This window comes from Janthinobacterium sp. AD80 (assembly GCF_002878455.1).
Lineage (GTDB): Bacteria > Pseudomonadota > Gammaproteobacteria > Burkholderiales > Burkholderiaceae_D > Janthinobacterium.
Genome location: NZ_NRDQ01000082.1, coordinates 1 through 18,662, shown reverse-complemented (window position 1 = coordinate 18,662; position 18,662 = coordinate 1). Strand labels below are relative to the sequence as shown.

Genomic DNA, 18,662 nt, shown 5'->3' with positions numbered 1-18,662 from the left:
GTTTGCGCCCTTTGCTTGTTTACGATGCGCGCCGCGACCTCTTCCTCGCGGCCCCGGTAGCGTCCTTCCTGCTTGAACTCCTTTTCCATCTTCCTGAATTCGCGTTCGCGCTTGGGGTTGGCACCAACAGGCATGCGCTTCTCCTAGGGCTTGGCGGGCAGCTTGCGCACGCACAGGTAGATCGTATAGATGGCAGCCAGTCCCACCAGCACATACACGGTGCGCGACGCCGTCGTCATGACACCCAGCAGGCGCGCCACCACGTCGATATCGAACAGCCCCACCAGTCCCCAGTTCAAGCCGCCCACGATCAGCAGCACCATCGCGATCCAGTCCAGCGCATTCAAGCGCATTGCCGCCAGTTCCGCACGTACCGTGCCTTCCGTACCCGATTGTATATTTGCCATCTCGGCCTCCTTGGTCATGAATAAAATCCGTCGCCTCACACCGCCAGCCGGCTCGCCGCAGGCCAGGACTGGAGTGTAGGCGGGAGCGCCGAAATGGCTAGTCAGACAATCCCGAGTCATCAAGTAGGAAAAGTCCTGATTATCGGCCGTGATTTTTTCCGACATTATTTCGCCCTCTGTTGCTTAATAAGCAGCAACAAATTCCAATATGGAAATATTTATAGATTACTCAGTACTGCGCTGCCACACTCATTTCACCCCGGCAACTTCAGGGGATGCAGCGCCGCGATCAGCCGTGTGCAAGGCTGGCGGCCACCATGGGACAACAGCTGAGGGGACATGAATATTTCAAACATACGCATCGGTGTACGCCTGATGACAGGCTTTTTGCTCACCTCGTTCCTGCTGGCGGTGGTAGTGCTCATCAGCACGCAGCAGCTGTCCAGCGTGAGCAGCGAAATCGATGCCAGCGTGAACCAGCGCTATGCGCGCATCGAGCAATTGCATGGCTTGCGCAATGCCACGCAAGCCCAGGCCGGCAGCCCTCAAGCCCTTGCCGGCATCGACCGGCAGATCGCCGAGCAATCGGCGCAGATGCGCGCGGCGGCCGACGCGGCGATCCAGCGGGCGCAACATACCAGCGTGCTGGTGATTGCACTGGGCGTGGTCGGCGGCCTGCTGAGCCTGGCTACGGCCTGGTTCATCAGCAGCGGCATCGTGCGGCCCCTGCGCCACGCCGTCAAGGTGGCGCGCAAGGTGGCTGGCGGTGACTTGAGCGAACATATCCGCGTCGACTCCAGCGATGAGGTGGGCCAGCTGCTGCAAGCCTTGAAGGACATGAATGCCAGCTTGATCCATATCGTGGGCGACGTGCGCGGCGGCACCTCGCACATGGCCGCTGCTTCAGGCGAAATCGCCGCCGGCAATCTGGACCTGTCGCAGCGCACGCAGGCGCAAGCCAGTTCGCTGGAGCAGACGGCCGCCTCGATGGAAGAGTTGACGGGTACTGTCAAGCAAAATGCGGACAATGCGCGCCAAGCCAACCAGCTGGCGCAATCGGCTGCCGACGTGGCTGGCAAAGGCGGCAGCGTGGTGGCGCAAGTCGTGGAGACCATGACCTCGATCAATGCGTCTTCCAAAAAGATCGTCGATATTATCGCAGTCATCGACGCCATCGCCTTCCAGACGAATATCCTGGCCCTGAATGCAGCCGTGGAAGCGGCGCGCGCGCGCGAGCAAGGACGGGGCTTTGCCGTCGTGGCCGCCGAAGTGCGTACCCTGGCGCAACGCTCCGCCGGCGCGGCCAAGGAAATCAAGCAGCTGATCGGCGATTCCGTCGAGCGCGTCGATGCGGGCGCGCGCCTGGTCGATACGGCGGGTGCCACCATGCGCGATATCGTTGCCAGCGTGCGTCGCGTGACGGACATCATAGGCGAGATCAGCACGGCCAGCGGCGAGCAATTGTCCGGCATCGAGCAAGTCAATGCGGCCATCGTGCAGATGGAGCATGTGACGCAGGAAAATACGGCGCTGGTGGAGCAAGCCTCGACGGCGGCAGCGGCCATGCGCGAGCGTGCCCATCAGTTGTCGGATACGGTAGCTGTCTTCAAGTTGGGCAATGAGGCGCTGCCGGCGCCAGCGGTGCGCGGCGTCAGCCTGGTCGCCGTGCAAGACAATACAGCGCCTGTGCGCGCGGCACGCCCGCCTGCCGCCAGGGCACGGCTGAAGGCGTAAACACCGATCGGACAGCCTGATGCGCGACTGTCCAGGCGCATGACGATATGCGCCGCCAGCCAGCGCTGCGGCTCCGCCAGCGTAGCAGCGGCAGCGGCAGCGGCAGCGGCAAGCATGCGCGCCATCGGCTCCGCGACGGCCCGCGACACGGCTGCGCGTGACTGCGTCGCACTGCCGCTGTGCCGCTGTGCCGCCAGCGCGCAGCGTGCGAGGATGGGCGCAAGCGCTGGCCCGCGCCTCCCCGCTACAGCTGTTTGTACATGATGGTGGTGGCGTCCAGCCTGTCACCTGCTGGCGCCAGCGCGTAGGCGGGTATGCTGCCCGAGACCACGTAGCCGAGCGACAAATACAGCGGTTCCGCATGGTCGCTGCTGCGCGTGTCGAGCGTCAGCAGGCTGCGCGGCAAGGCGCGCGCCTGCGCCTCCAGCGCCTGCATCAGCAGGCGGGCGATGCCGCGCCGGCGAAACGCCGGGTCGACCAGCAGCTTGCGCACTTCGGCCCGGTGCATCTGGTTGGGATTGGTGTCCCAGTCCAGCTGCACGGCGCCCGCCACCTTGCCGTCGACTTCGGCGACCAGCAGCAGGCGCACGCCGCGCGCGACGGCGGGCAAGACATTGTCCATCCAGAATGCCTGGCTGGCCGCCACGTCGAAGGGCAGGATAAAACCGATGCTGGCGCCGTCGTGCACGCACGCTTGCAGCAAGGCGCCCAGTGCCGGCAGGCGGACGCGAATATCGGTGGCGGTGAACAGATGGAGCGATGCTTGCATGGCGGCCTCAGACGATGAACAGAAAATAGCGGGCGCCGCTGTCAGGCGGCGTGACAAAAGCGCTGGCGCCCTGCAACTGGTAGCGCAGGCAGTCGCCGGCCAGCAAATCGTGGACGGCGCCGTCGACGGTCACGCACAACTTGCCCTCTTGCAGCAGCAGATGGTGTTCCATGCCGGGACGGGGCGAAGCCGCATAGCGTATCGTCACGCCTGCGTCCAGCTCGCATTCGAGCGCTTCGCCGGCCAGCGCGCGTGCCGGTTGCGAGATGGAGCGGCGGCGAAAGCCAAGCTCGGGATCGCTCCATACGCTTTGCTGGGCACGCCGCAGCACGGCAGGAAAATCGTCTTCCACCATGCGCATCAGTCTGGACATGGCCAGGCCATAGGCGGCGCACAGCTTGCCCAGCACGGCGGTCGTCGGGCTGACCTCGCCATTTTCCAGACGCGACAGGGTAGCTCGGCTGACCTCGCTTGCCTTCGCCAGCTGGTCCAGCGACCAGCCCTGCTCCACGCGCAATTGTTTCAGGCGCTGCGCCAGGCGCTGCTCGGTATGATTGTCATCTGCATTTTCCATATATGGGAATTTATTCCATAACTGGAAATATTGCAAGCGACGCTGTCCACCCGCGCCGCATCGTTGCTCAACGCACAGACCGGCAAACCGGTATCGCGCAACATGCGATATCCGATCAAGGAGAAGCCATGTCCGCCACTCCCCCCGACACCACGCCAGCCGCCAGGCAGGCCGCCGTTCCAGCGCCGCGCGAGGGACAGGCGCCCGCGCCGCTGGGCCGGGTCGAATTCCATTTGCAATTCATCCGCTCGTTTGCCGACCCCGCGTTCGATGCCGTGCGCGGCGCCCTGGTGCAGGTGGAAGAAGTGGCGTGGAAGAATTACCAGGATGGCCGCAAGGCGCCCGTCACGCAAAAGGCCGGGCCAGGTTTTGCCGACCCCGACTACGATTTATCGTTGGAATGGAAAGCCACGCGCGACCGCCTGCTGGCCGCCGAGGCGCGCCAGCAAGACCCCGCCACGCGCTCGCGCGTGCTATTGGTCTGCGGCGCGGCGCGCAATGACGGTTCCTGCCCAGGCGAAATCTCGAAGACCTGGCGCATGACGCAATGGTGCAAGGAAGTGCTGCAGGCCGACAACATCGAAGCGGACGTGCTGGACCTGAGCCTGCTGACGTCCTCATATGACTTGCACATCCACCCGTGCAAGGGCTGTGTCTCGACGGCCATGCCTTTGTGCCACTGGCCATGCAGCTGCTACCCCAACCATGGCGAGCGCCAGACCAACGACTGGATGGCGGACATCTATGAACGCTGGACTGCCGCGCACGCCGTCATCATCCTCACGCCCGTGTACTGGTACCAGACGCCCAGCGTGCTCAAGCTGATGATAGACCGCCTCGTCTGCGCCGATGGCGGCAATCCCGACCCCACCTCCACGCACGGCAAGAAGGCCGTGGAAGCGAAAGCGCTGGAGTTGCAGGGCTGGGATTATCCGAAACACCTGGCGGGACGCGCCTATGGCCTCGTCGTGCATGGCGACGTGGCCGGCATCGAAGGCGTGCGGCGGGGCTTATCCGACTGGCTGGACTGGATGGGCCTGGTCGACGCGGGCGCCAAGTCGCGGTTGGACCGCTACATCGGCTATTACGACAGCTACGCGCAAAGCCATGAAACGCTGGACCGCGATACGGCCATGCAGGAAGAAGTGCGCAACGTGGCACGCGCCGTGGCGCAAGCCGTCAAACGCCTGCGCGCCGGCAAGCTGGCGCCGCCCGACGCGCAACTGCAGCCGCCCCGGCCGAAGTGAAGCCGGCACGCCACCAGAGCTACCCCGCCATGCGCGACGCATGCCGGCACAGTTCCAAAAATCCCGTCAACCGGGGCGAAAGGATCTTTTTAGACTGACGTATCAGATAAAAGTTGCGCGTCAATGGCGGCAGCATGGTGTCCAGCTCCACCAGCTGGCCGCTGGCCAATAAATCGGCCACCACCACGCGCGACAGGCAGGCGATGCCCAGGCCGGCCGCCGCGCCATACTTGATGGCTTCCGAATTGCTGAACTCGCCAGCGGCGCGCAAGTAGTGCAAATACGGCACCAGCGCCTGTTCCACGGCTTCCCGCGTGCCCGAGCCCGCCTCGCGCAGCAGCCAGCCCGCCTGGTTCAGCTCGGCAAAACTGAGCAAATGGCGCAGTTGCACCAGCGGGTGCGAGGGCGCGGCCACGATCAGCATCTGGTCCTTCAGCCACGGCTCCACCAGCAAGCCCGCCTCGTGGCACGGCCCCTCGATCAGGCCGATATCGACTTTGAACTCGGCCACGGCGGCGGCGATGTCGGCCGTGTTGGCAATGGTCACTTGCGGGATGCTGCGCCCGGTTTGCTGCGCCGCCTGCGCCAGGATCTGCGGCAGCAGGTAGATGCCAATGGTCGTGCTGGCGCCGATCTGCAGGCTGACGGGCACGGACGGGTCGGCGCCCGCGAACTGGCGCTCGATGCTGGCGGCCGCGTCGCGCATCTGCCGCGCCTGCGGCAGCAGCAAGCGGCCATTGTCGTTGAGCACCAGGCGCTTGCCCACCCGGTCGAACAGCTGCGCGCCCAGCAGGGTTTCCAGTTCATTCAGGGCCGCGCTGGTGGCCGATTGCGACAGGGCAATGTGCTCGGCGGCCGCGCTGGTGCTGCCCGTGTCCGCCACGGCGAGAAAGATTTGCAGCTGGCGTAACGTTAGCGACATGCTATCTACCTATTTTTAAGGTTAAAGATACAAAAACAATCCGTTTTACCATTTAATCGGCGAACTGTACAGTCATGCCATACGCAACAAGAACACGGAGTACGGCATGTCATCCCTATCAACAACAAATTCAAACAGTGTCAGCGACCGCTACGGCCGTTTGCTGCCGGGCCTGCTGCTGAGCGGCGTGATCGCCTATGGCGCCATTCAACTGGGCAAGCTGGAATGGATGCAAAGCCACGGCATGAGCGCCCTGACCCTGGCCATCATCCTCGGCATCGTGCTCGGCAACAGCGTGTATGGCCGCCTGGCGCCCGCCTGCGGCGCCGGTGTGGCGTTTTCCAAGCAGACTTTATTACGCTTGGGCATCATCCTGTACGGCTTTCGCCTGACCTTCCAGGACATCGGCCAGGTGGGTCTGGCAGGCATTACCATCGATGCGCTGGTGCTGGCGTCCACGTTTGGCCTGGCTATGTTCCTCGGCGTCAAGGTCTTCAAGCTGGAGCGCAATAGCGCCATCCTGATCGGCGCGGGCAGCTCGATCTGCGGTGCGGCCGCCGTGATGGCCACCGAACCCGTCGTCAAGGGCCGCAGCGAGGACGTTACCGTGGCCGTGTCGACCGTCGTGGTATTCGGCACCATCGCCATCTTTTTGTACCCGTTGCTGTACCAGCTGAACCTGGGCTGGCATGTGCTGGCGGCAACGCCATCCGCCTTTGGCGTGTACATCGGCTCGACCGTGCACGAGGTGGCGCAGGTGGTGGCGGCCGGCAAGTCGATCGGACAGGAAACAGCGAATGCGGCCGTGATCGCCAAGATGGTGCGCGTGATGATGCTGGCGCCCTTCCTCGTCATCCTGTCGGCAGTGCTGGCGCGCGGCAAGGACAAGCCCGGCGGCAAGGAAAAAGCGGCCAGGCTGGCGATTCCCTGGTTTGCCTTCATCTTCATCGCCGTGGTTGCCTTCAATTCGCTGGGCCTGCTGTCGGGCGGCGTGGTCGCCGCCATCACCGATATCGACACAGCCTTGCTGGCCATGGCCATGGCGGCGCTCGGCTTGACGACGCACATGTCGGCCATCCGCCGCGCCGGCATCAAGCCCCTGCTGCTCGCTGGCCTGCTGTTCTGCTGGCTGATCGCCGGTGGCGCGGCCATCAACCATGTGGTGGCCAGCCTGTTTGCCTGACAGGCTATCTGATGCGGGCCAAAGCGGCCGGCGCGGGAGCCGAAAACTTCGTACAATACGGGTGTTTTGACTCTCAATCCGGCTCCGGCCCCATCCAGGAACACCCATGCATCTCTCGAACTGGCTGCTTTTCTGCAGCGTCGCCCTGCTCGTCACGTTTTCTCCCGGCCCGGCCGTCTTGCTGGCCATCTCGAACTCCATCGCCGTCGGCCCGCGCCGCGCGATGATCAGCAGCATGGGCAATGGTTTCGGCCTGTTCATCATTTCCGGCGTGGCCATGGCCGGCATGGGCGTCGTGCTGGCCACGTCGGCCACGGCTTTCATGCTGCTGAAACTGGCTGGCGCCCTGTACCTGGTGTACCTGGGCATCAAGCAATGGCGCAGCAAGACCAGCATCGTGGCCGACGCGCCCGTGGCGCCAGGCGCGGCGAATCCGAATTCGTTCTGGAAACTGTTTCGCCAGGGTTTGACGGTGGCGCTGACCAATCCAAAAGCGATCCTGTTCTTTTCGGCCCTGTTCCCGCAATTCATCACGCCAGGCGAGCCGGTCGGCATTCAGTTCGCCGTGCTGACGGCCTCGTTTGTCGCCTGCGCCATGCTGGCGCACTTGTTCTACGCCAACCTGGCGCGCTTGCTGAAAACCCAGCTGGCCACGCCAGGCCGCGCCAAGCTGTTCAACCGCATCTCCGGCGGCGCCTTCGTGCTGCTGGGCCTGAGCCTGCTGCGCCTGCGCGCCAAGGCGGCATAAACGCCTTACGCCGACAGGAACGCCTCAACGCTGGCTGCCAGGGCCAGCGGCGTTTCATTCATCGGGTAATGTCCCGCATTGGCCAGCACCTCCAGCATGGCTTGCGGGTACCACGCCAGATACGTGCGGCGCATCAGGGCCGCATCGAAACGCGGGTCATGCTCCCCCACCAGCGCCAGCAAGGGCAGCCGTGACGCCGTCCGCTGTACTTCAACGCTGAAATCCGTTTCGCTCCACGCCAGGAAATAGCGGGCAAACGCGGCCTGATCCGAACTTTCCCATGAGTATTGCGCCTTCCAGTCCAGCCAGGCGGCAGGCAAACGCCCGCCCGTGCTGCGGTCGATGATGGCGCGCCGCGCCGCCAGACTGCCGCTGGCGTTGAGAAACAGTTGCTGCGCCGCTGCATCCATTGCCACGCCGCAGCTGGGCACGGGCGCCACGGCAACCAGCTTGCGCACACGCCATGGCGCCAGCAAGGCCAGCCGTTCCAGCGCCATGCCGCCCATGGAGTGGCCCACCACGCTGAAGGTGGCCAGGCCCAAGGCATCAGCCAGCGCCAGCGCATCGGCGGCGATCTCGTCCATCGAATAGTCTCCCGCCACGCCGCGCATGCCGCCATAGCCGCGGCAATCCATGAAGAGATAGCTGAAGGCACTGCCGTCCAGACCGGCTTCCATCGGTGAAAATGCCTGCGCGTCGCCAAACCAGCCGTGCAGGACGATGACAGCGTGGGGGCCGTGGCCCAGGCGATGATAGGTATTGTGCATATGCCTCCTTGAAGAAAGCCTGCATGGTAGACATGCACGCACCAGCCCGCCTTCGACGCCAGGTCAAATACTGTAGAGTACGGGCCATGGATGATTTTTACACAGAAGTACCGCGCGCCCTGATCGCCACGGCGCGCGACCATGCGCCCGATGCTGTCTTTGCCAGCCACTGCCATGCGCGCGGGCAGTTCGCATACGCGGCACGGGGCGCCATCAGCGTATTCACGCCGCACGGCAACTGGCTGGTGCCGCCGCAGCGGGCGTGCTGGGTGCCGGCGCGCCTGGCGCACGGCATGCGCATGCATGGCGCCGTGACCATGCATAATGTCTTCATCGACGACGATGCCGTCGCCACGGCGGGCTTGCCGCGCCATTGCCAGGTGCTCGATGCATCGCCCCTGCTGCGCCAGCTGCTGCAGCAAGCCGTCACCGTCGATGCTTTATATGTGGGGCAATCGCGCGCGGGACGGCTGATGGCCTTGCTGTTAGACGAAATCGCCGCCATGGCGCCGCTGCCGCTGAGCGCGCCCCTGCCGCAGGAGCCACGCCTGGCCCGGCTGTGCACGCAACTGCTGCAACAGCCCAGCCAGAATATCAGCGTGGACGCAATGGCGGCGCAGGCAGGCATGAGCCGGCGCACCTTCACCCGGCTGTTCCGCGCCCAGACGGGCCTCGGCTTTGCCCAGTGGCGCCAGCAGGCATGTCTGCTGGCCGCCATCACGCGTCTGGCCGGGGGCCAGGCCGTCACCCGCATTGCGCTGGACCTCGGCTATGCCAGTCCCAGCGCCTTCACGGCCGCCTTTCGGCGCGTGCTGGGGCAGGCGCCCAGCGGCTATCTGGACTAGGCAATAATGGCGGCAATACGCTGCGCCAAGGCCTGCGCCAGTGTCTGCACGTGGTAGCCATCGACAAAGCCGTGATGCGCCTGCGCGGAAAACGGCACGCGCATGCGGCCGTCTTCTTGCGCCGGGCCGAACTTGCCCCAGGTAAAGGTCGGGATATCCGCGTCGCGGTGGCGGTAGACGGGATGCTCGATGGCGGCCAGCTCCAGCCATGGCAGGCAGGTGATGAAAATGCTGTTGCGCTGCTCGCGTTCGCTCAAATGCTCGCCTGTATTGATCAGTGCTGAACTGGCTTCGGCGATGCGCTTGGCTGCCAGGCTGCGGGCGATGAATACATCAAGCTGGTCCGTCATGGCAAAACTCGTGTAATTGAGGTTCTGGTCGCCATTGATGACGGTGTACGAGCCGGGGAAATCGTCGATCTTGATCACTTCGCCCTGGTAGATGCGGTACATGAAATTGTCGATCTCCTTCACGGTGTTCAGCAGGCAGAACAGGAAGAAGTGAAACACGGGTATGTTATTCGCCTTGCAGTATGGGCGAAAGTCGGGCACATCGAGCTGGAAGTTGATGTTGACGAGCGGATTGTCGAACTTGCGGAACAAGTCATAGCGGTCGCGCCGCTTTTCAAAATTTTTCATGCGGCGAGTGTAGACGATGGCATGGCTGGCGGGCAAGTGTGCAGGTCAAGCCGGTGATTTCCTGGCGCAAGCGGGCGCATGGCGCGCCAGCAGCGCGGCGATCTGCCTGCCCACCTGGTCCTTGCGCTTGTGCGCGCGCAGGCGTGCCGTCAGCCCCATCCAGCCGGGAATATCCGGGTCCGCGCCATGGCGCAGCAGCAGCGCGACCATTTCCACATACTCGCCCTGCACGGCCAGGCTCAACGGCGTTTCGCCGATCTTGTCTGCTTCATGCAGATTCACGGGCACGCCCGCATCCAGCAAGAGCGCGGCGGCGCGGTAGTGTTCGCCCTCGACCGCATAGTGCAGCGGGGTGCGGCTCAGGTCATCGAACAGCTGCGGAGAAAAACCCGCGTCCAGCAAGCGCCGCATCTCGCGCACGTCACCATCGCGCGCGGCGCGGTGCAGTTGTTCCCGCGCAAACCAGTCGCCCTGCGCCAGCTGCCCGCTCATCGCGCCAGCCCTTTCTGCACGCGCCACGCCAGCGGCAAGGTCAGCAGCAACAGTGCCGCCAGCGCCAGCAAGGCCGCAGGCACGCTGGTATGGTCGCCCAGGGCGCCGAACAGCACGGGCGACAGCGCCCCGCCGCCGATGCTGCCCGTGTAAAACAGGGCAAACGCGTGCTCGCGCTTGCCGGGCGCGGCCAGTTCCGGCACCACGCCGTACAGCACGGACGAGGTGCCGTTCAGCGCCAGCCCCAGCATGGGCAACATGGCCATGACGCCAGCCAGCGGCAGCCATAACGCCAGCACGATGAGCAGCGACGTCATCGATTCCGTCAGCCACACGGTTTTCATCATGCCGATGCGCGCGCCCAGGTAGCCGCACAGCAGCTTGCCGAAGGCGCCACCCACAAACAGCAGAGATAAAGCCACGCCGATGCCGGCCGTGCCCGCGCCCTTGCTTTTCAGCAGGAATGGCAAGAAGGTGAGAAAACCCATGCGTACGGCGCTGTCCAGGGTGCCGGTGGCCAGCAAGGCGCGGAAGCTGGCGGGCGCGCCATTCCCCGCAATCGGCTTGGCGACTGCCTGCTGGCTGGCCTGGATGTCGCCGGCTTTTGGCAGCAGCCACCACAACACACCGGCCGCCGCCAGGCCCAGCAAGCCCAGCAAGGAAACGCTGGCTTGCCAGCTGCACACCAGCAACAGCAGGCCCACGAGTGCGGGTATCAGGGTCTTGCCGATATCGCCGGCGAAATTGTAGTGCGACAGCGCTTCTTTCACGCCGCCGCCCGCCTCGTGCGTGTCGGTGACGATGGACGACGCCAGCGGATGCTGGGTGCTGGCGCCCAGGCCGCCCAGCAGCAAGGCCAGCAGCAGCACGGCCAGGCCGCCCGCCTGCCCCGCGATCAGATAGGCGAGTCCGGCCAGCGCCGTGCCGCCCACCAGCAGCCGTTCGCGTCCCCAGCGCCGCGCCAGGCGGCTGGCCAGCAATTGAAATCCGGCCATCATGCCCGAGTACGAGCCCCGCAGCAGGCCCACCATGGCGTAGCTGATACTGAACTGGGCTTGCCAGATCGGCAACAACACATAGATGACGTCCGTCAGGCCGTCGTGCACGGCATGCGCGCCACAGGCGGCGAACAGCGCGCGGCGGCGCAGGGGTTTGTCGGAAGTCGTCGACGTTGCGGACAGCCCGGTGGCAGATGGTTCGCTCATGAATGACGGTGCATGGAGGAAATCAGGGGCATTCAGCTTACACCAAACCCGTATGTGGCAGGCTGATCTGCCGCCGCTTCACGCTTGCCTTGGAAACTTTTTCTGCTGGCGGCACTCTGAACCTGCTACGCAGGCATGCTTAATTCATTTTCGCCAAAGTTCCCCATTGGAAATACCGCCTGGGCAATGTAGTATCAACATTTAACTTGCATGACAAAAATGTATTCAATACTGGCAAAAACCTTTGGCGGCTTGTCCAGACAATATTATTTTCGTCAGCTTTTCTTCGCCGCCTTGATGGCTGGCCTGCTGTTCTGGGTGTTTTCCGCAGCCAATGAGACCCACCCCGATCGCGCCATGCCATGGTGGATGCTCGTCTTCGTTCCGCTGTATCCGTATTCGCGCTTTGTCTATGAAAGCATGGTCGAATTTATTGTTGGCGATAATGTCTTTTTTGTCAGTGCCATCCTGATGATATCGTTCAAGATCGTCAGCATGCTGGCCTGCCTGATATTGGCGCCCATCATTGCGCCCATCGGCCTGGTCTATCTGTATTTCCAGCATAGCCGTAACAGCGCCTGAGGCCTTGACTGCGCGAGTGCGCGCAGGGAAAGCCCTGGCGGCAAACTGGCCTTGCGCCGCCTCACTCAAGGCGACGCAAGGCAGCCAGTCTTACTTGGCCATCGCATCCTTGTCCATGCCATCTTTTTTCATTTCATCTTTCTTCATGCCGTCCTTGGCCATGGCATCTTTCGCCATGCCATCCTTGGCCATGTGATCCTTTTTCATGTGCTTCTTGGCCATCGGCTTTTTCTCCATGCCATCCTTGTGCATCGCATCTTTGTGCATGGCGTCGGCCGGAGCGTCCTTGGCCATGGCGTCTTTTTTCATGGCGTCCTGGGCGAATGCGGCGCCCGACATGAGGATGGCGGAAGCGATGATGGCGGTGATGATGGTTTTCATGATGAATCCTTGTCTCTAGGTTGGATGGGCAAAATTGCCCGGTGGTAAAGCTGTTGCTGTGCTACGGCTGCTGCTCAACGTGTTCAGGAACCGCCGAACCAGTTGTAGCCCTGGTTCTCCCAATATCCGCCCGTGTAGCTGTTGGTGACGAATATGGCCTGGATATGCTTGGGATTCTTGTAGCCCAGTTTGGTTGGCATGCGCAGTTTCATCGGGTAGCCGTACTTGGGCGGCAGTTCCGCGCCGTCGTACGTCAAGGCCATGATGGTTTGCGGATGCAGGGCCGTGGCCATGTCGATGCTGGTGAAGTAATCGTCGGCGCATTTGAAGCCCACATATTTCGCCGTCGTGTCGGCGCCGACCAGCTTGAGGAAATGCGAGAACGGCACGCCGCCCCACTTGCCGATGGCGCTCCAGCCTTCCACGCAGATGTGGCGCGTGACTTGCGTTTCCTGCGGCAAGGCGCGCAGCCGCGGCAGGCTCCACGATTTCTTGTCCGTGATCAAACCGCTCAGTTCCAGGCGCCAGGCGTCGCCGTCGACTTCCTGTACCTCGTCCTCGCCGTAATACGCGTTGAATGGAAACGGCCTTGTCATCATGGAGTCGGGATAGGTCGGCGCCAGCTTGCCTGGATCGAAGAGCCAGCCCTGCACCTTGTCGTTAAGACGCGAGACAGCCGTCAGGGCCGTCTCGATGCTGGACTGGTCGCTGACATTGCAGCCGGTCAACAAGGACAGGCCGCCCAGGGTCAGGCCGCGCTGCAGGAACAGGCGCCGCGATGGCTGCGCGATCTGGCGCAGGGCGTCTGCCAGCATGGCCTGGCCCTGCTCGTGCACGATGATGGTTTTTTTCATGATGGTTTCTCCTTAGCGCCCGCGCAGCATGGCCAGCAAGGTGCGCGGCACCAGCGCCACCATCACCAGGTGCACGCCGACAAAGCCCACCAGCAGCGCCATGGCGATGAAATGCACGCGGCGCGCGCTCTCGTAGCCGCCCATCAACTCGCGCAGGATGGGAAATTGCACGGATTTCCACAGCACCAGCCCGGACAGCACCAGCACGATGCAGTCGAGCATGACGAACAGGTAGGCGGCGCGCTGCACCATGTTGTAGTGGCGCGGATCGGCATGCGCGAGCTTGCCTTTCAGCGCGGCGGCAAAATCGGCCAGCAGCAGGCGCGGCGAGAGGGGAAAGAACTGGCGCCGCAGCCGCCCCGAGACGATATTGATGAGCAGATACAGCAAGCCATTGGCCGCCAGCAGCCACATGGCGGCAAAATGCCATTGCAGGGCGCCGCCCAGCCAGCCGCCCAGGGTCAGGGCGCGCGGCAGTTCGAAGGGGAAGAACGGCGCCGCGTTATAGATGCGCCAGCCGCTGGTGGCCAGCACCACCACGGCCACGGCGTTGAGCCAGTGCGTGATGCGCAGCCAGGCGGGGTGGATGGTCGTGGTCGATATGGCGTGGGCAGACATCACAGGACTCCTTTGGCGCATTGCGCCGTGCTGACGGCTTGCAGGATGGCGCTGCCGCCGGTGCGCTGCACGAAGGCGACCACGTGCAGCTGTTCCACACGCCAGCTGGCGGGCAGGTTCACTTCACGGCGCAGCTGGGCGCGGCCCTGCGCCAGCGATACCGGCCCCAGCCACAAGCGTACGGCCGCGTCGTGATGCAGGGTGGCGCCGCGGTTCTCGCCGCGCAGCACTTTCGAGACGATGCCGCTTTCGCTGATGGCTACGTACAGTTCGCCACCGGTGCGCGCGTCGGGCGCCGCCGCCTCCGCTTCCAGCAGCAGCTTGCCCGCAGCGCCCGGCGTGGCGGACAGGCTGATGTTCACGGCGGCGGCCGTCGCATTGATGCGGCGGATGGCGGCCGGCAGCTGCGTATCCCAGCCGCGCAATTCCGTGCCGCCGACGAAAAACTGCGGCGTGTAGGCCACGTGACGGGGCTGGTGGCGCAGCAGCTCGGTTTGGCGCGCGTCGAATTGGGCCTGCGCCAGCGGGTCCTTCCAGCCGATCTGGTCCCAGTACGTCACGTGCAGCGCCAGCGGCACGACCAGGCTGGCCGCGTCCGTCCCAGCCCCCATCTCCTGGCGCAAGGCATTCAGGCGCAGGTCGGCGGGCGGGCAGCTGGAGCAGCCTTCGCTGCTGTACAGTTCCACCAGCGCCGCCGTCCGCGGTCCGCTTTTCACCGTGCAGCGCTGGCTGGCATCCATTTGCGCGCCGGCCGGCATGACCACGGCCAGGCTCAGCATGGGGAGAAAAAGTCTTGCAAGTCGGTGCTTGATATCCATGGTCGTTAGCCGGTATATTGAATTAAGAGACGTTGACTCAAGAAGCGTTGAGTGAACAACGGTGCTTGCCTGTCAATTCGCCGCCCCGTGCGGATTGGTTACAGCGGCCCGCAAATAATCTGCGATTTATTTTTTTCATCGCCTGTCACCAAAGGCCTGCATGCAACGAATACCAGTAAGCGAACATCTGCATGGCACGGAACTGCGGCTGCATGGCCTGATGCTGCGCGGGCTCGATGGCGATGCGGCGGCCTATCGCAGCTTCTTGCAGGCCACCAGCGGCCATTTGCGCGCGTTTTTGCGGCGCCGCCTGCAGCGCTGGCCGGACGAGGTGGAAGACCTGGTGCAGGAATGCCTGCTGGCCATCCACAACCAGCGCCTGACGTATGACACGGGTGTACCGCTGACGTCGTGGATCCATGCGATCGCGCGCTATAAACTGATCGACTGGCTGCGCCGGCATGCGCGGCGCGAAGCGCAGCACTTGCCATATGACGAGGAGGATAGTACGCAGGAACTGTTTTCCAGCGCCGATGCCGACGCTGCCGAGGCCAGCCGCGACCTGGCCGTCCTGCTGCATACCTTGCCGGCGCAACAGCGCGATGCCATCGTGCATACCAAACTCGACGGCTGGTCCGTGCGTGACACGGCGGCCGCCATGGGAATGTCGGAAGCCAGCGTCAAAGTGGCCGTGCATCGCGGCTTGAAGGCACTGGCGGCCAACATACGAACAAGCAATGAAAGGAATGCATCATGAAACCGATGACTTGATCGCCATGCTGGCCAGCGGCCCGGACGTGGCTGCCGCCGCGCCGCCCGGCGCCCCCTGGCGCGCCGCTGCCACTGTGGGCGCAGGCGTGCTGGCCAGCGTGGCACTGATGGCCATGCTGCTGGGCGTGCGTCCGAACCTGGAACAGCTGATCCTGCTGCCCGACTTCTGGATCAAGGTCGGTTTCGTCATCTGCATCTCCCTGGCGGCCTGGCATGTGAGCCGCCGCCTGTGCGTGCCGGGCGCGGCCACCCGCGCCCTGCCCCTGCTGATTGCCATGCCCCTGTTCCTGATGTGGGCGCTGGGTGCCATCATCCTGAACGAAGCGCCAGCCGAACAGCGGGCAGAGCTGTTCTGGGGCGCCACCTGGCGCAGCTGCCCCTTGCTGATCGCCATGCTGTCGCTGCCCATCCTGGCCGCCATGCTGCGCCTGATGCGCCAGCTGGCGCCCACCCAGCTGCGCCTGGCGGGCGCGGCTGCCGGATTTGCCGCCGGTGGCATGGCCGCCCTCGTCTACTGCCTGCACTGCCCGGAACTGGCCGCCAGCTTCGTCGGCTTCTGGTATGTGCTGGGCATGCTGGTGCCGACCGCCATCGGCGCCGCCATCGGCCCCAGGGTGCTGGCCTGGTGAGCGCACTGTCGCCGCAACGCTGGCGCCGGTCAAGCGGCTTTTTCGTGTCTATCGACTTCATATCCGCAAAGTCACACATTCCCACGCCTTTCCACGCGCAGGCGCCAGCCCTGCCATGCCTGACGGCATAGGGCAACAGGCTATCGCCAGCGGTCGCAGCCCTGTCTTTTCCTATCCACAAAACTTATATTCTTGCTGAGCTGAAATACACGCGTAGATTGATCCGGTGCGCCAGCCCCTGACGATCGACGGCCGTTCAATCCCCTACCTAAAATAAATCGTAAGGATTTGAATCTGATCGTGCTGGTGCGCCGTACAAGTGTTGCAGCCCCGTAATTCCAGCAAGTCCTGTCACTGCGCATAACAATTCAGGGAGAATCGACATGTCTTTGTTCCACTCGAAAACCGCACTGGGCGCCGCCATCCTCGGCAACCTGCTGGCCATGGCCATCGCGCCATCGGCCTTCGCTTCCAGCCACCGCGAAGCACCGTTCATCACGCAAAACCCGAAAGTCGACGCCACCGACTTCTATATGTTCCGCAGTTATGAAACAGGCCGCGGCGCCTATACCACCCTTGTGGCCGACTATATTCCCCTGCAGGATGCCTATGGCGGGCCGAATTACTTCGCCATGGACCCGAACGCCCTGTATGAAATCCACATCGACAACAATGGCGACGGCAAGGAAGACATCACCTTCCAGTTCCGCTTCACCAATACCATCAAGGATGGCCAGTTCACCGTGGGCGGCAAGAAAGTCTCGATCCCGCTGGTGATCAACGGCGGCGCCATCGACACCGTCAACCCTGCCGGCCTGAACGTGCGCGAAACCTACAGCGTCACCGTGGTGCGGGGCGACCGCCGCAGCGGCACGCGCAGCAGCGTGACCAATGCCACGGGCGGCGGCACGACGTTCGACAAGCCGGTCGACAATATCGGCAACAAGGCCATCCCCAACTACGCCGCATATGCCGCGCAGCACGTGTATGCCGTGAATATTCCCGGCTGCGCCACGCCGGCACGCCTGTTTGTCGGCCAGCGCAAGGACCCGTTCGTGGTGAACCTGGGCGAAACGTTCGACTTGATCAACATCAAGGCGCCCGCCACGGAATTCGCCGCGAATGCGGAATCGGCCGCCAAGGACGACCTGGCGAAGAAAAACGTCACGGCCATCGAGATGGAAGTGCCGACCGCCTGCCTGACGGCGGGCGCCGACCCTGTCATCGGCGGCTGGACCACGGCCAGCCTGCGCCAGGGCCGCTTGCTCAATCCGGCGCCAGGCACCAGCACGGCTGCGTCGAAAGAAGGCGGCGCCTGGGTGCAAGTGTCGCGCCTCGGCATGCCGCTGGTGAATGAACTGGTGATCGGCCTGAAGGACAAGGACCGCTTCAATGCCAGCAAGCCATCGGGCGATGCGCAGTTCGCCGACTACGTCACCAATCCGACGGCGCCCGCCCTGGTGGAAGTGCTGTACGGCTCGGCCGGCGCCAAGGCGCCCACCAACTTCCCCCGCAATGACCTGGTGGCCACTTTCCTCACGGGCATCAAGGGCGTGAACCAGCCCGTCACCGTGACGGCGTCCGAAATGCTGCGCCTGAATACCTCGATCGCCGCCACGAATGTCGGCGCACAGAACCGCCTTGGCGTCATCGGCGGCGATAACGCGGGCTTCCCGAACGGCCGCCGCCCCGGCGACGACGTGGTGGACGTGGTGCTGCGCGTGGCCATGGGCAAGCTGTGCACCCTGAACATCGGCTGCGCCCCGGCCGATGCACCTGCCGGCGGTCTGCACTTCACGGACGGCGCCTTCCTCGACGAAACGGCGTTCACGGCCGGTTTCCCTTACCTGAAAAATCCCGTGGCCGGTTCGCCACAGATGTAAGGAGAACGCGATGAAAAAGCACCATGCACTCGGCGCCCTGGCGCTCACGGCCCTGCTGGCTGGCTGCGGTGGCGGCGGCAGCAGCCACACCGATAGCGGCAGCGGCGGCGTCAACCCGCCACCGGTGGCCATGCTCGACGCCTTTTATGTGGCCGTCAGCAACGTCATCCTGACCACCAGCGATGACAAGGAAGGCGTCAGCATCGACGCCATCATGGCGACGTCGCCGGACAACACGGAGCCGGTACCGCTGTAAGCCCCTGCGGGCGCCGCAGAGGCAACTCTGCGGCGCCCCTACCTTCTAACTTCGCCTGCGCCGACGATGAAAATAGCCATTTCCCTGCTGTGCGCCTGCCTGCCCGCGCTGGCCCTGGCCGCGCCCTACACGCCGAAAGACGGCGGCGCCGTCATCGAGCAGCTGCCGCGCCGCGCCGACGCCACGCAGCTTGAACTGCGCGCCTTGCGCCAGCAATTGAATACCACCCCGCAAGACCTGGCCCTGGCCAGCGGCCTGGCGCAGCGCTACATCGGACTGGCGCGCAGCGAGACGGACCCGCGCTACCTGGGCTACGCGCAGGCGGCGCTGGCGCCCTGG

Annotated in this window: 22 protein-coding genes and 1 pseudogene; 11 read left to right on the top strand and 12 right to left on the bottom strand. The window is 64.0% G+C overall.

The window, feature by feature from the left end:
• Positions 1–143: 143 nt before the first annotated feature.
• Positions 144–407 (bottom strand): DUF378 domain-containing protein, encoded by a 264-nt coding sequence (locus tag JaAD80_RS16665; protein ID WP_219726835.1) that lies wholly within the window; start codon positions 405–407, stop codon positions 144–146.
• Between the two features lie 339 nt (positions 408–746).
• Between JaAD80_RS16665 and JaAD80_RS16660 the strand changes: the two genes are divergently transcribed.
• Positions 747–2,141, top strand: a complete 1,395-nt coding sequence (locus tag JaAD80_RS16660; protein WP_102295613.1) for a methyl-accepting chemotaxis protein — start codon at positions 747–749, stop codon at positions 2,139–2,141.
• A 244-nt stretch (positions 2,142–2,385) separates the two neighbouring features.
• On the opposite strand, the gene JaAD80_RS16655 is transcribed toward JaAD80_RS16660, so the two are convergent.
• Both JaAD80_RS16655 and JaAD80_RS16650 read right to left on the bottom strand, forming a co-directional pair.
• Complete coding sequence (locus JaAD80_RS16655) at positions 2,386–2,910, bottom strand: GNAT family N-acetyltransferase (RefSeq protein WP_102295612.1); 525 nt, start codon at positions 2,908–2,910, stop codon at positions 2,386–2,388.
• Positions 2,911–2,917: 7 nt separating this feature from the next.
• Complete coding sequence (locus JaAD80_RS16650; RefSeq protein ID WP_102295610.1) at positions 2,918–3,484, bottom strand: helix-turn-helix domain-containing protein; 567 nt, start codon at positions 3,482–3,484, stop codon at positions 2,918–2,920.
• Between the two features lie 128 nt (positions 3,485–3,612).
• Here JaAD80_RS16650 and JaAD80_RS16645 point away from each other — a divergent pair, with 128 nt between their 5' ends.
• Positions 3,613–4,731 carry a flavodoxin family protein gene (locus JaAD80_RS16645; protein WP_102295609.1) on the top strand — a complete coding sequence of 373 codons (1,119 nt, stop codon included), beginning with the start codon at positions 3,613–3,615 and terminating at the stop codon, positions 4,729–4,731.
• Positions 4,732–4,750: 19 nt separating this feature from the next.
• Here JaAD80_RS16645 and JaAD80_RS16640 read toward each other — a convergent pair whose 3' ends face one another.
• The gene (locus tag JaAD80_RS16640; protein ID WP_102295607.1) at positions 4,751–5,653 is read right to left on the bottom strand and encodes a LysR family transcriptional regulator; all 903 of its coding nucleotides are present in this window, start codon (positions 5,651–5,653) and stop codon (positions 4,751–4,753) included.
• A 106-nt stretch (positions 5,654–5,759) separates the two neighbouring features.
• Here JaAD80_RS16640 and JaAD80_RS16635 point away from each other — a divergent pair, with 106 nt between their 5' ends.
• Together JaAD80_RS16635 and JaAD80_RS16630 are read left to right on the top strand one after the other, a co-directional pair.
• The gene (locus tag JaAD80_RS16635) at positions 5,760–6,836 is read left to right on the top strand and encodes a YeiH family protein (RefSeq protein WP_102295605.1); all 1,077 of its coding nucleotides are present in this window, start codon (positions 5,760–5,762) and stop codon (positions 6,834–6,836) included.
• 106 nt (positions 6,837–6,942) lie between these two features.
• Positions 6,943–7,584, top strand: a complete 642-nt coding sequence (locus JaAD80_RS16630; protein ID WP_102295604.1) for a LysE family translocator — start codon at positions 6,943–6,945, stop codon at positions 7,582–7,584.
• Positions 7,585–7,589: 5 nt separating this feature from the next.
• Here JaAD80_RS16630 and JaAD80_RS16625 read toward each other — a convergent pair whose 3' ends face one another.
• Positions 7,590–8,351, bottom strand: coding sequence for an alpha/beta fold hydrolase (locus tag JaAD80_RS16625; RefSeq protein WP_102295602.1), 762 nt, complete (start codon positions 8,349–8,351; stop codon positions 7,590–7,592).
• Positions 8,352–8,437: 86 nt separating this feature from the next.
• Here JaAD80_RS16625 and JaAD80_RS16620 point away from each other — a divergent pair, with 86 nt between their 5' ends.
• Positions 8,438–9,196: a helix-turn-helix transcriptional regulator gene (locus tag JaAD80_RS16620; protein WP_258003034.1), complete on the top strand. Its 759-nt coding sequence runs from the start codon at positions 8,438–8,440 to the stop codon at positions 9,194–9,196.
• Here the strand turns inward: JaAD80_RS16620 and JaAD80_RS16615 are convergent.
• From JaAD80_RS16615 to JaAD80_RS16605, 3 genes are read right to left on the bottom strand one after another with little or no spacing between them, the layout of a single operon-like run.
• Entirely contained in the window at positions 9,193–9,834 is a 642-nt protein-coding gene (locus tag JaAD80_RS16615; RefSeq protein WP_102295615.1) for a CatA-like O-acetyltransferase, read from the bottom strand. The genes JaAD80_RS16620 and JaAD80_RS16615 overlap by 4 nt on opposite strands.
• A 45-nt stretch (positions 9,835–9,879) precedes the next feature.
• Positions 9,880–10,326: an ankyrin repeat domain-containing protein gene (locus tag JaAD80_RS16610; RefSeq protein ID WP_102295598.1), complete on the bottom strand. Its 447-nt coding sequence runs from the start codon at positions 10,324–10,326 to the stop codon at positions 9,880–9,882.
• Positions 10,323–11,531, bottom strand: coding sequence for an MFS transporter (locus JaAD80_RS16605; protein ID WP_102295596.1), 1,209 nt, complete (start codon positions 11,529–11,531; stop codon positions 10,323–10,325). The genes JaAD80_RS16610 and JaAD80_RS16605 overlap by 4 nt, the downstream gene beginning before the upstream one ends.
• Positions 11,532–11,825: 294 nt before the next feature.
• Between JaAD80_RS16605 and JaAD80_RS16600 the strand changes: the two genes are divergently transcribed.
• Complete coding sequence (locus JaAD80_RS16600) at positions 11,826–12,113, top strand: hypothetical protein (RefSeq protein WP_258003033.1); 288 nt, start codon at positions 11,826–11,828, stop codon at positions 12,111–12,113.
• Between the two features lie 90 nt (positions 12,114–12,203).
• On the opposite strand, the gene JaAD80_RS16595 is transcribed toward JaAD80_RS16600, so the two are convergent.
• The 4 genes from JaAD80_RS16595 to JaAD80_RS16580 form a co-directional block, all read right to left on the bottom strand.
• Entirely contained in the window at positions 12,204–12,494 is a 291-nt protein-coding gene (locus JaAD80_RS16595; RefSeq protein WP_102295593.1) for a pentapeptide MXKDX repeat protein, read from the bottom strand.
• A gap of 83 nt (positions 12,495–12,577) precedes the next feature.
• The gene (locus tag JaAD80_RS16590; RefSeq protein WP_374755250.1) at positions 12,578–13,309 is read right to left on the bottom strand and encodes a molybdopterin-dependent oxidoreductase; all 732 of its coding nucleotides are present in this window, start codon (positions 13,307–13,309) and stop codon (positions 12,578–12,580) included.
• Positions 13,310–13,360: 51 nt separating this feature from the next.
• Positions 13,361–13,966 carry a cytochrome b/b6 domain-containing protein gene (locus tag JaAD80_RS16585; protein WP_102295589.1) on the bottom strand — a complete coding sequence of 202 codons (606 nt, stop codon included), beginning with the start codon at positions 13,964–13,966 and terminating at the stop codon, positions 13,361–13,363.
• Positions 13,966–14,784 carry a DUF1223 domain-containing protein gene (locus tag JaAD80_RS16580; protein ID WP_102295588.1) on the bottom strand — a complete coding sequence of 273 codons (819 nt, stop codon included), beginning with the start codon at positions 14,782–14,784 and terminating at the stop codon, positions 13,966–13,968. Before JaAD80_RS16580 ends, JaAD80_RS16585 begins: the two co-directional genes overlap by 1 nt.
• A gap of 160 nt (positions 14,785–14,944) precedes the next feature.
• Here JaAD80_RS16580 and JaAD80_RS16575 point away from each other — a divergent pair, with 160 nt between their 5' ends.
• The 5 genes and pseudogenes from JaAD80_RS16575 to JaAD80_RS16555 form a co-directional block, all read left to right on the top strand.
• On the top strand, positions 14,945–15,541 hold the full coding sequence (locus tag JaAD80_RS16575) for a sigma-70 family RNA polymerase sigma factor (protein WP_102295586.1): 597 nt from the start codon (positions 14,945–14,947) through the stop codon (positions 15,539–15,541).
• Positions 15,522–16,184, top strand: coding sequence for a DUF1109 domain-containing protein (locus tag JaAD80_RS16570; RefSeq protein ID WP_258003032.1), 663 nt, complete (start codon positions 15,522–15,524; stop codon positions 16,182–16,184). The genes JaAD80_RS16575 and JaAD80_RS16570 overlap by 20 nt, the downstream gene beginning before the upstream one ends.
• 383 nt (positions 16,185–16,567) lie before the next feature.
• Complete coding sequence (locus tag JaAD80_RS16565) at positions 16,568–18,067, top strand: DUF4331 domain-containing protein (protein ID WP_102295582.1); 1,500 nt, start codon at positions 16,568–16,570, stop codon at positions 18,065–18,067.
• Between the two features lie 10 nt (positions 18,068–18,077).
• Positions 18,078–18,323 carry a hypothetical protein gene (locus tag JaAD80_RS16560; protein WP_102295580.1) on the top strand — a complete coding sequence of 82 codons (246 nt, stop codon included), beginning with the start codon at positions 18,078–18,080 and terminating at the stop codon, positions 18,321–18,323.
• Between the two features lie 66 nt (positions 18,324–18,389).
• Positions 18,390–18,662: pseudogene (locus JaAD80_RS16555) on the top strand (hypothetical protein); the annotation flags it as partial.

Coding starts and splice junctions, on each gene's coding strand:
- JaAD80_RS16640 (WP_102295607.1), bottom strand. CDS start 5,653: ATGTCGCTAACGTTACGCCAGCTGCAAATCTTTCTCGCCGTGGCGGAC.
- JaAD80_RS16655 (WP_102295612.1), bottom strand. CDS start 2,910: ATGCAAGCATCGCTCCATCTGTTCACCGCCACCGATATTCGCGTCCGC.
- JaAD80_RS16650 (WP_102295610.1), bottom strand. CDS start 3,484: ATGGAAAATGCAGATGACAATCATACCGAGCAGCGCCTGGCGCAGCGC.
- JaAD80_RS16575 (WP_102295586.1), top strand. CDS start 14,945: ATGCAACGAATACCAGTAAGCGAACATCTGCATGGCACGGAACTGCGG.
- JaAD80_RS16665 (WP_219726835.1), bottom strand. CDS start 407: ATGGCAAATATACAATCGGGTACGGAAGGCACGGTACGTGCGGAACTG.
- JaAD80_RS16635 (WP_102295605.1), top strand. CDS start 5,760: ATGTCATCCCTATCAACAACAAATTCAAACAGTGTCAGCGACCGCTAC.
- JaAD80_RS16585 (WP_102295589.1), bottom strand. CDS start 13,966: ATGTCTGCCCACGCCATATCGACCACGACCATCCACCCCGCCTGGCTG.
- JaAD80_RS16580 (WP_102295588.1), bottom strand. CDS start 14,784: ATGGATATCAAGCACCGACTTGCAAGACTTTTTCTCCCCATGCTGAGC.
- JaAD80_RS16610 (WP_102295598.1), bottom strand. CDS start 10,326: ATGAGCGGGCAGCTGGCGCAGGGCGACTGGTTTGCGCGGGAACAACTG.
- JaAD80_RS16570 (WP_258003032.1), top strand. CDS start 15,522: ATGAAAGGAATGCATCATGAAACCGATGACTTGATCGCCATGCTGGCC.
- JaAD80_RS16560 (WP_102295580.1), top strand. CDS start 18,078: ATGAAAAAGCACCATGCACTCGGCGCCCTGGCGCTCACGGCCCTGCTG.
- JaAD80_RS16625 (WP_102295602.1), bottom strand. CDS start 8,351: ATGCACAATACCTATCATCGCCTGGGCCACGGCCCCCACGCTGTCATC.
- JaAD80_RS16605 (WP_102295596.1), bottom strand. CDS start 11,531: ATGAGCGAACCATCTGCCACCGGGCTGTCCGCAACGTCGACGACTTCC.
- JaAD80_RS16615 (WP_102295615.1), bottom strand. CDS start 9,834: ATGAAAAATTTTGAAAAGCGGCGCGACCGCTATGACTTGTTCCGCAAG.
- JaAD80_RS16595 (WP_102295593.1), bottom strand. CDS start 12,494: ATGAAAACCATCATCACCGCCATCATCGCTTCCGCCATCCTCATGTCG.
- JaAD80_RS16565 (WP_102295582.1), top strand. CDS start 16,568: ATGTCTTTGTTCCACTCGAAAACCGCACTGGGCGCCGCCATCCTCGGC.
- JaAD80_RS16660 (WP_102295613.1), top strand. CDS start 747: ATGAATATTTCAAACATACGCATCGGTGTACGCCTGATGACAGGCTTT.
- JaAD80_RS16630 (WP_102295604.1), top strand. CDS start 6,943: ATGCATCTCTCGAACTGGCTGCTTTTCTGCAGCGTCGCCCTGCTCGTC.
- JaAD80_RS16590 (WP_374755250.1), bottom strand. CDS start 13,309: ATGCTGGCAGACGCCCTGCGCCAGATCGCGCAGCCATCGCGGCGCCTG.
- JaAD80_RS16620 (WP_258003034.1), top strand. CDS start 8,438: ATGGATGATTTTTACACAGAAGTACCGCGCGCCCTGATCGCCACGGCG.
- JaAD80_RS16645 (WP_102295609.1), top strand. CDS start 3,613: ATGTCCGCCACTCCCCCCGACACCACGCCAGCCGCCAGGCAGGCCGCC.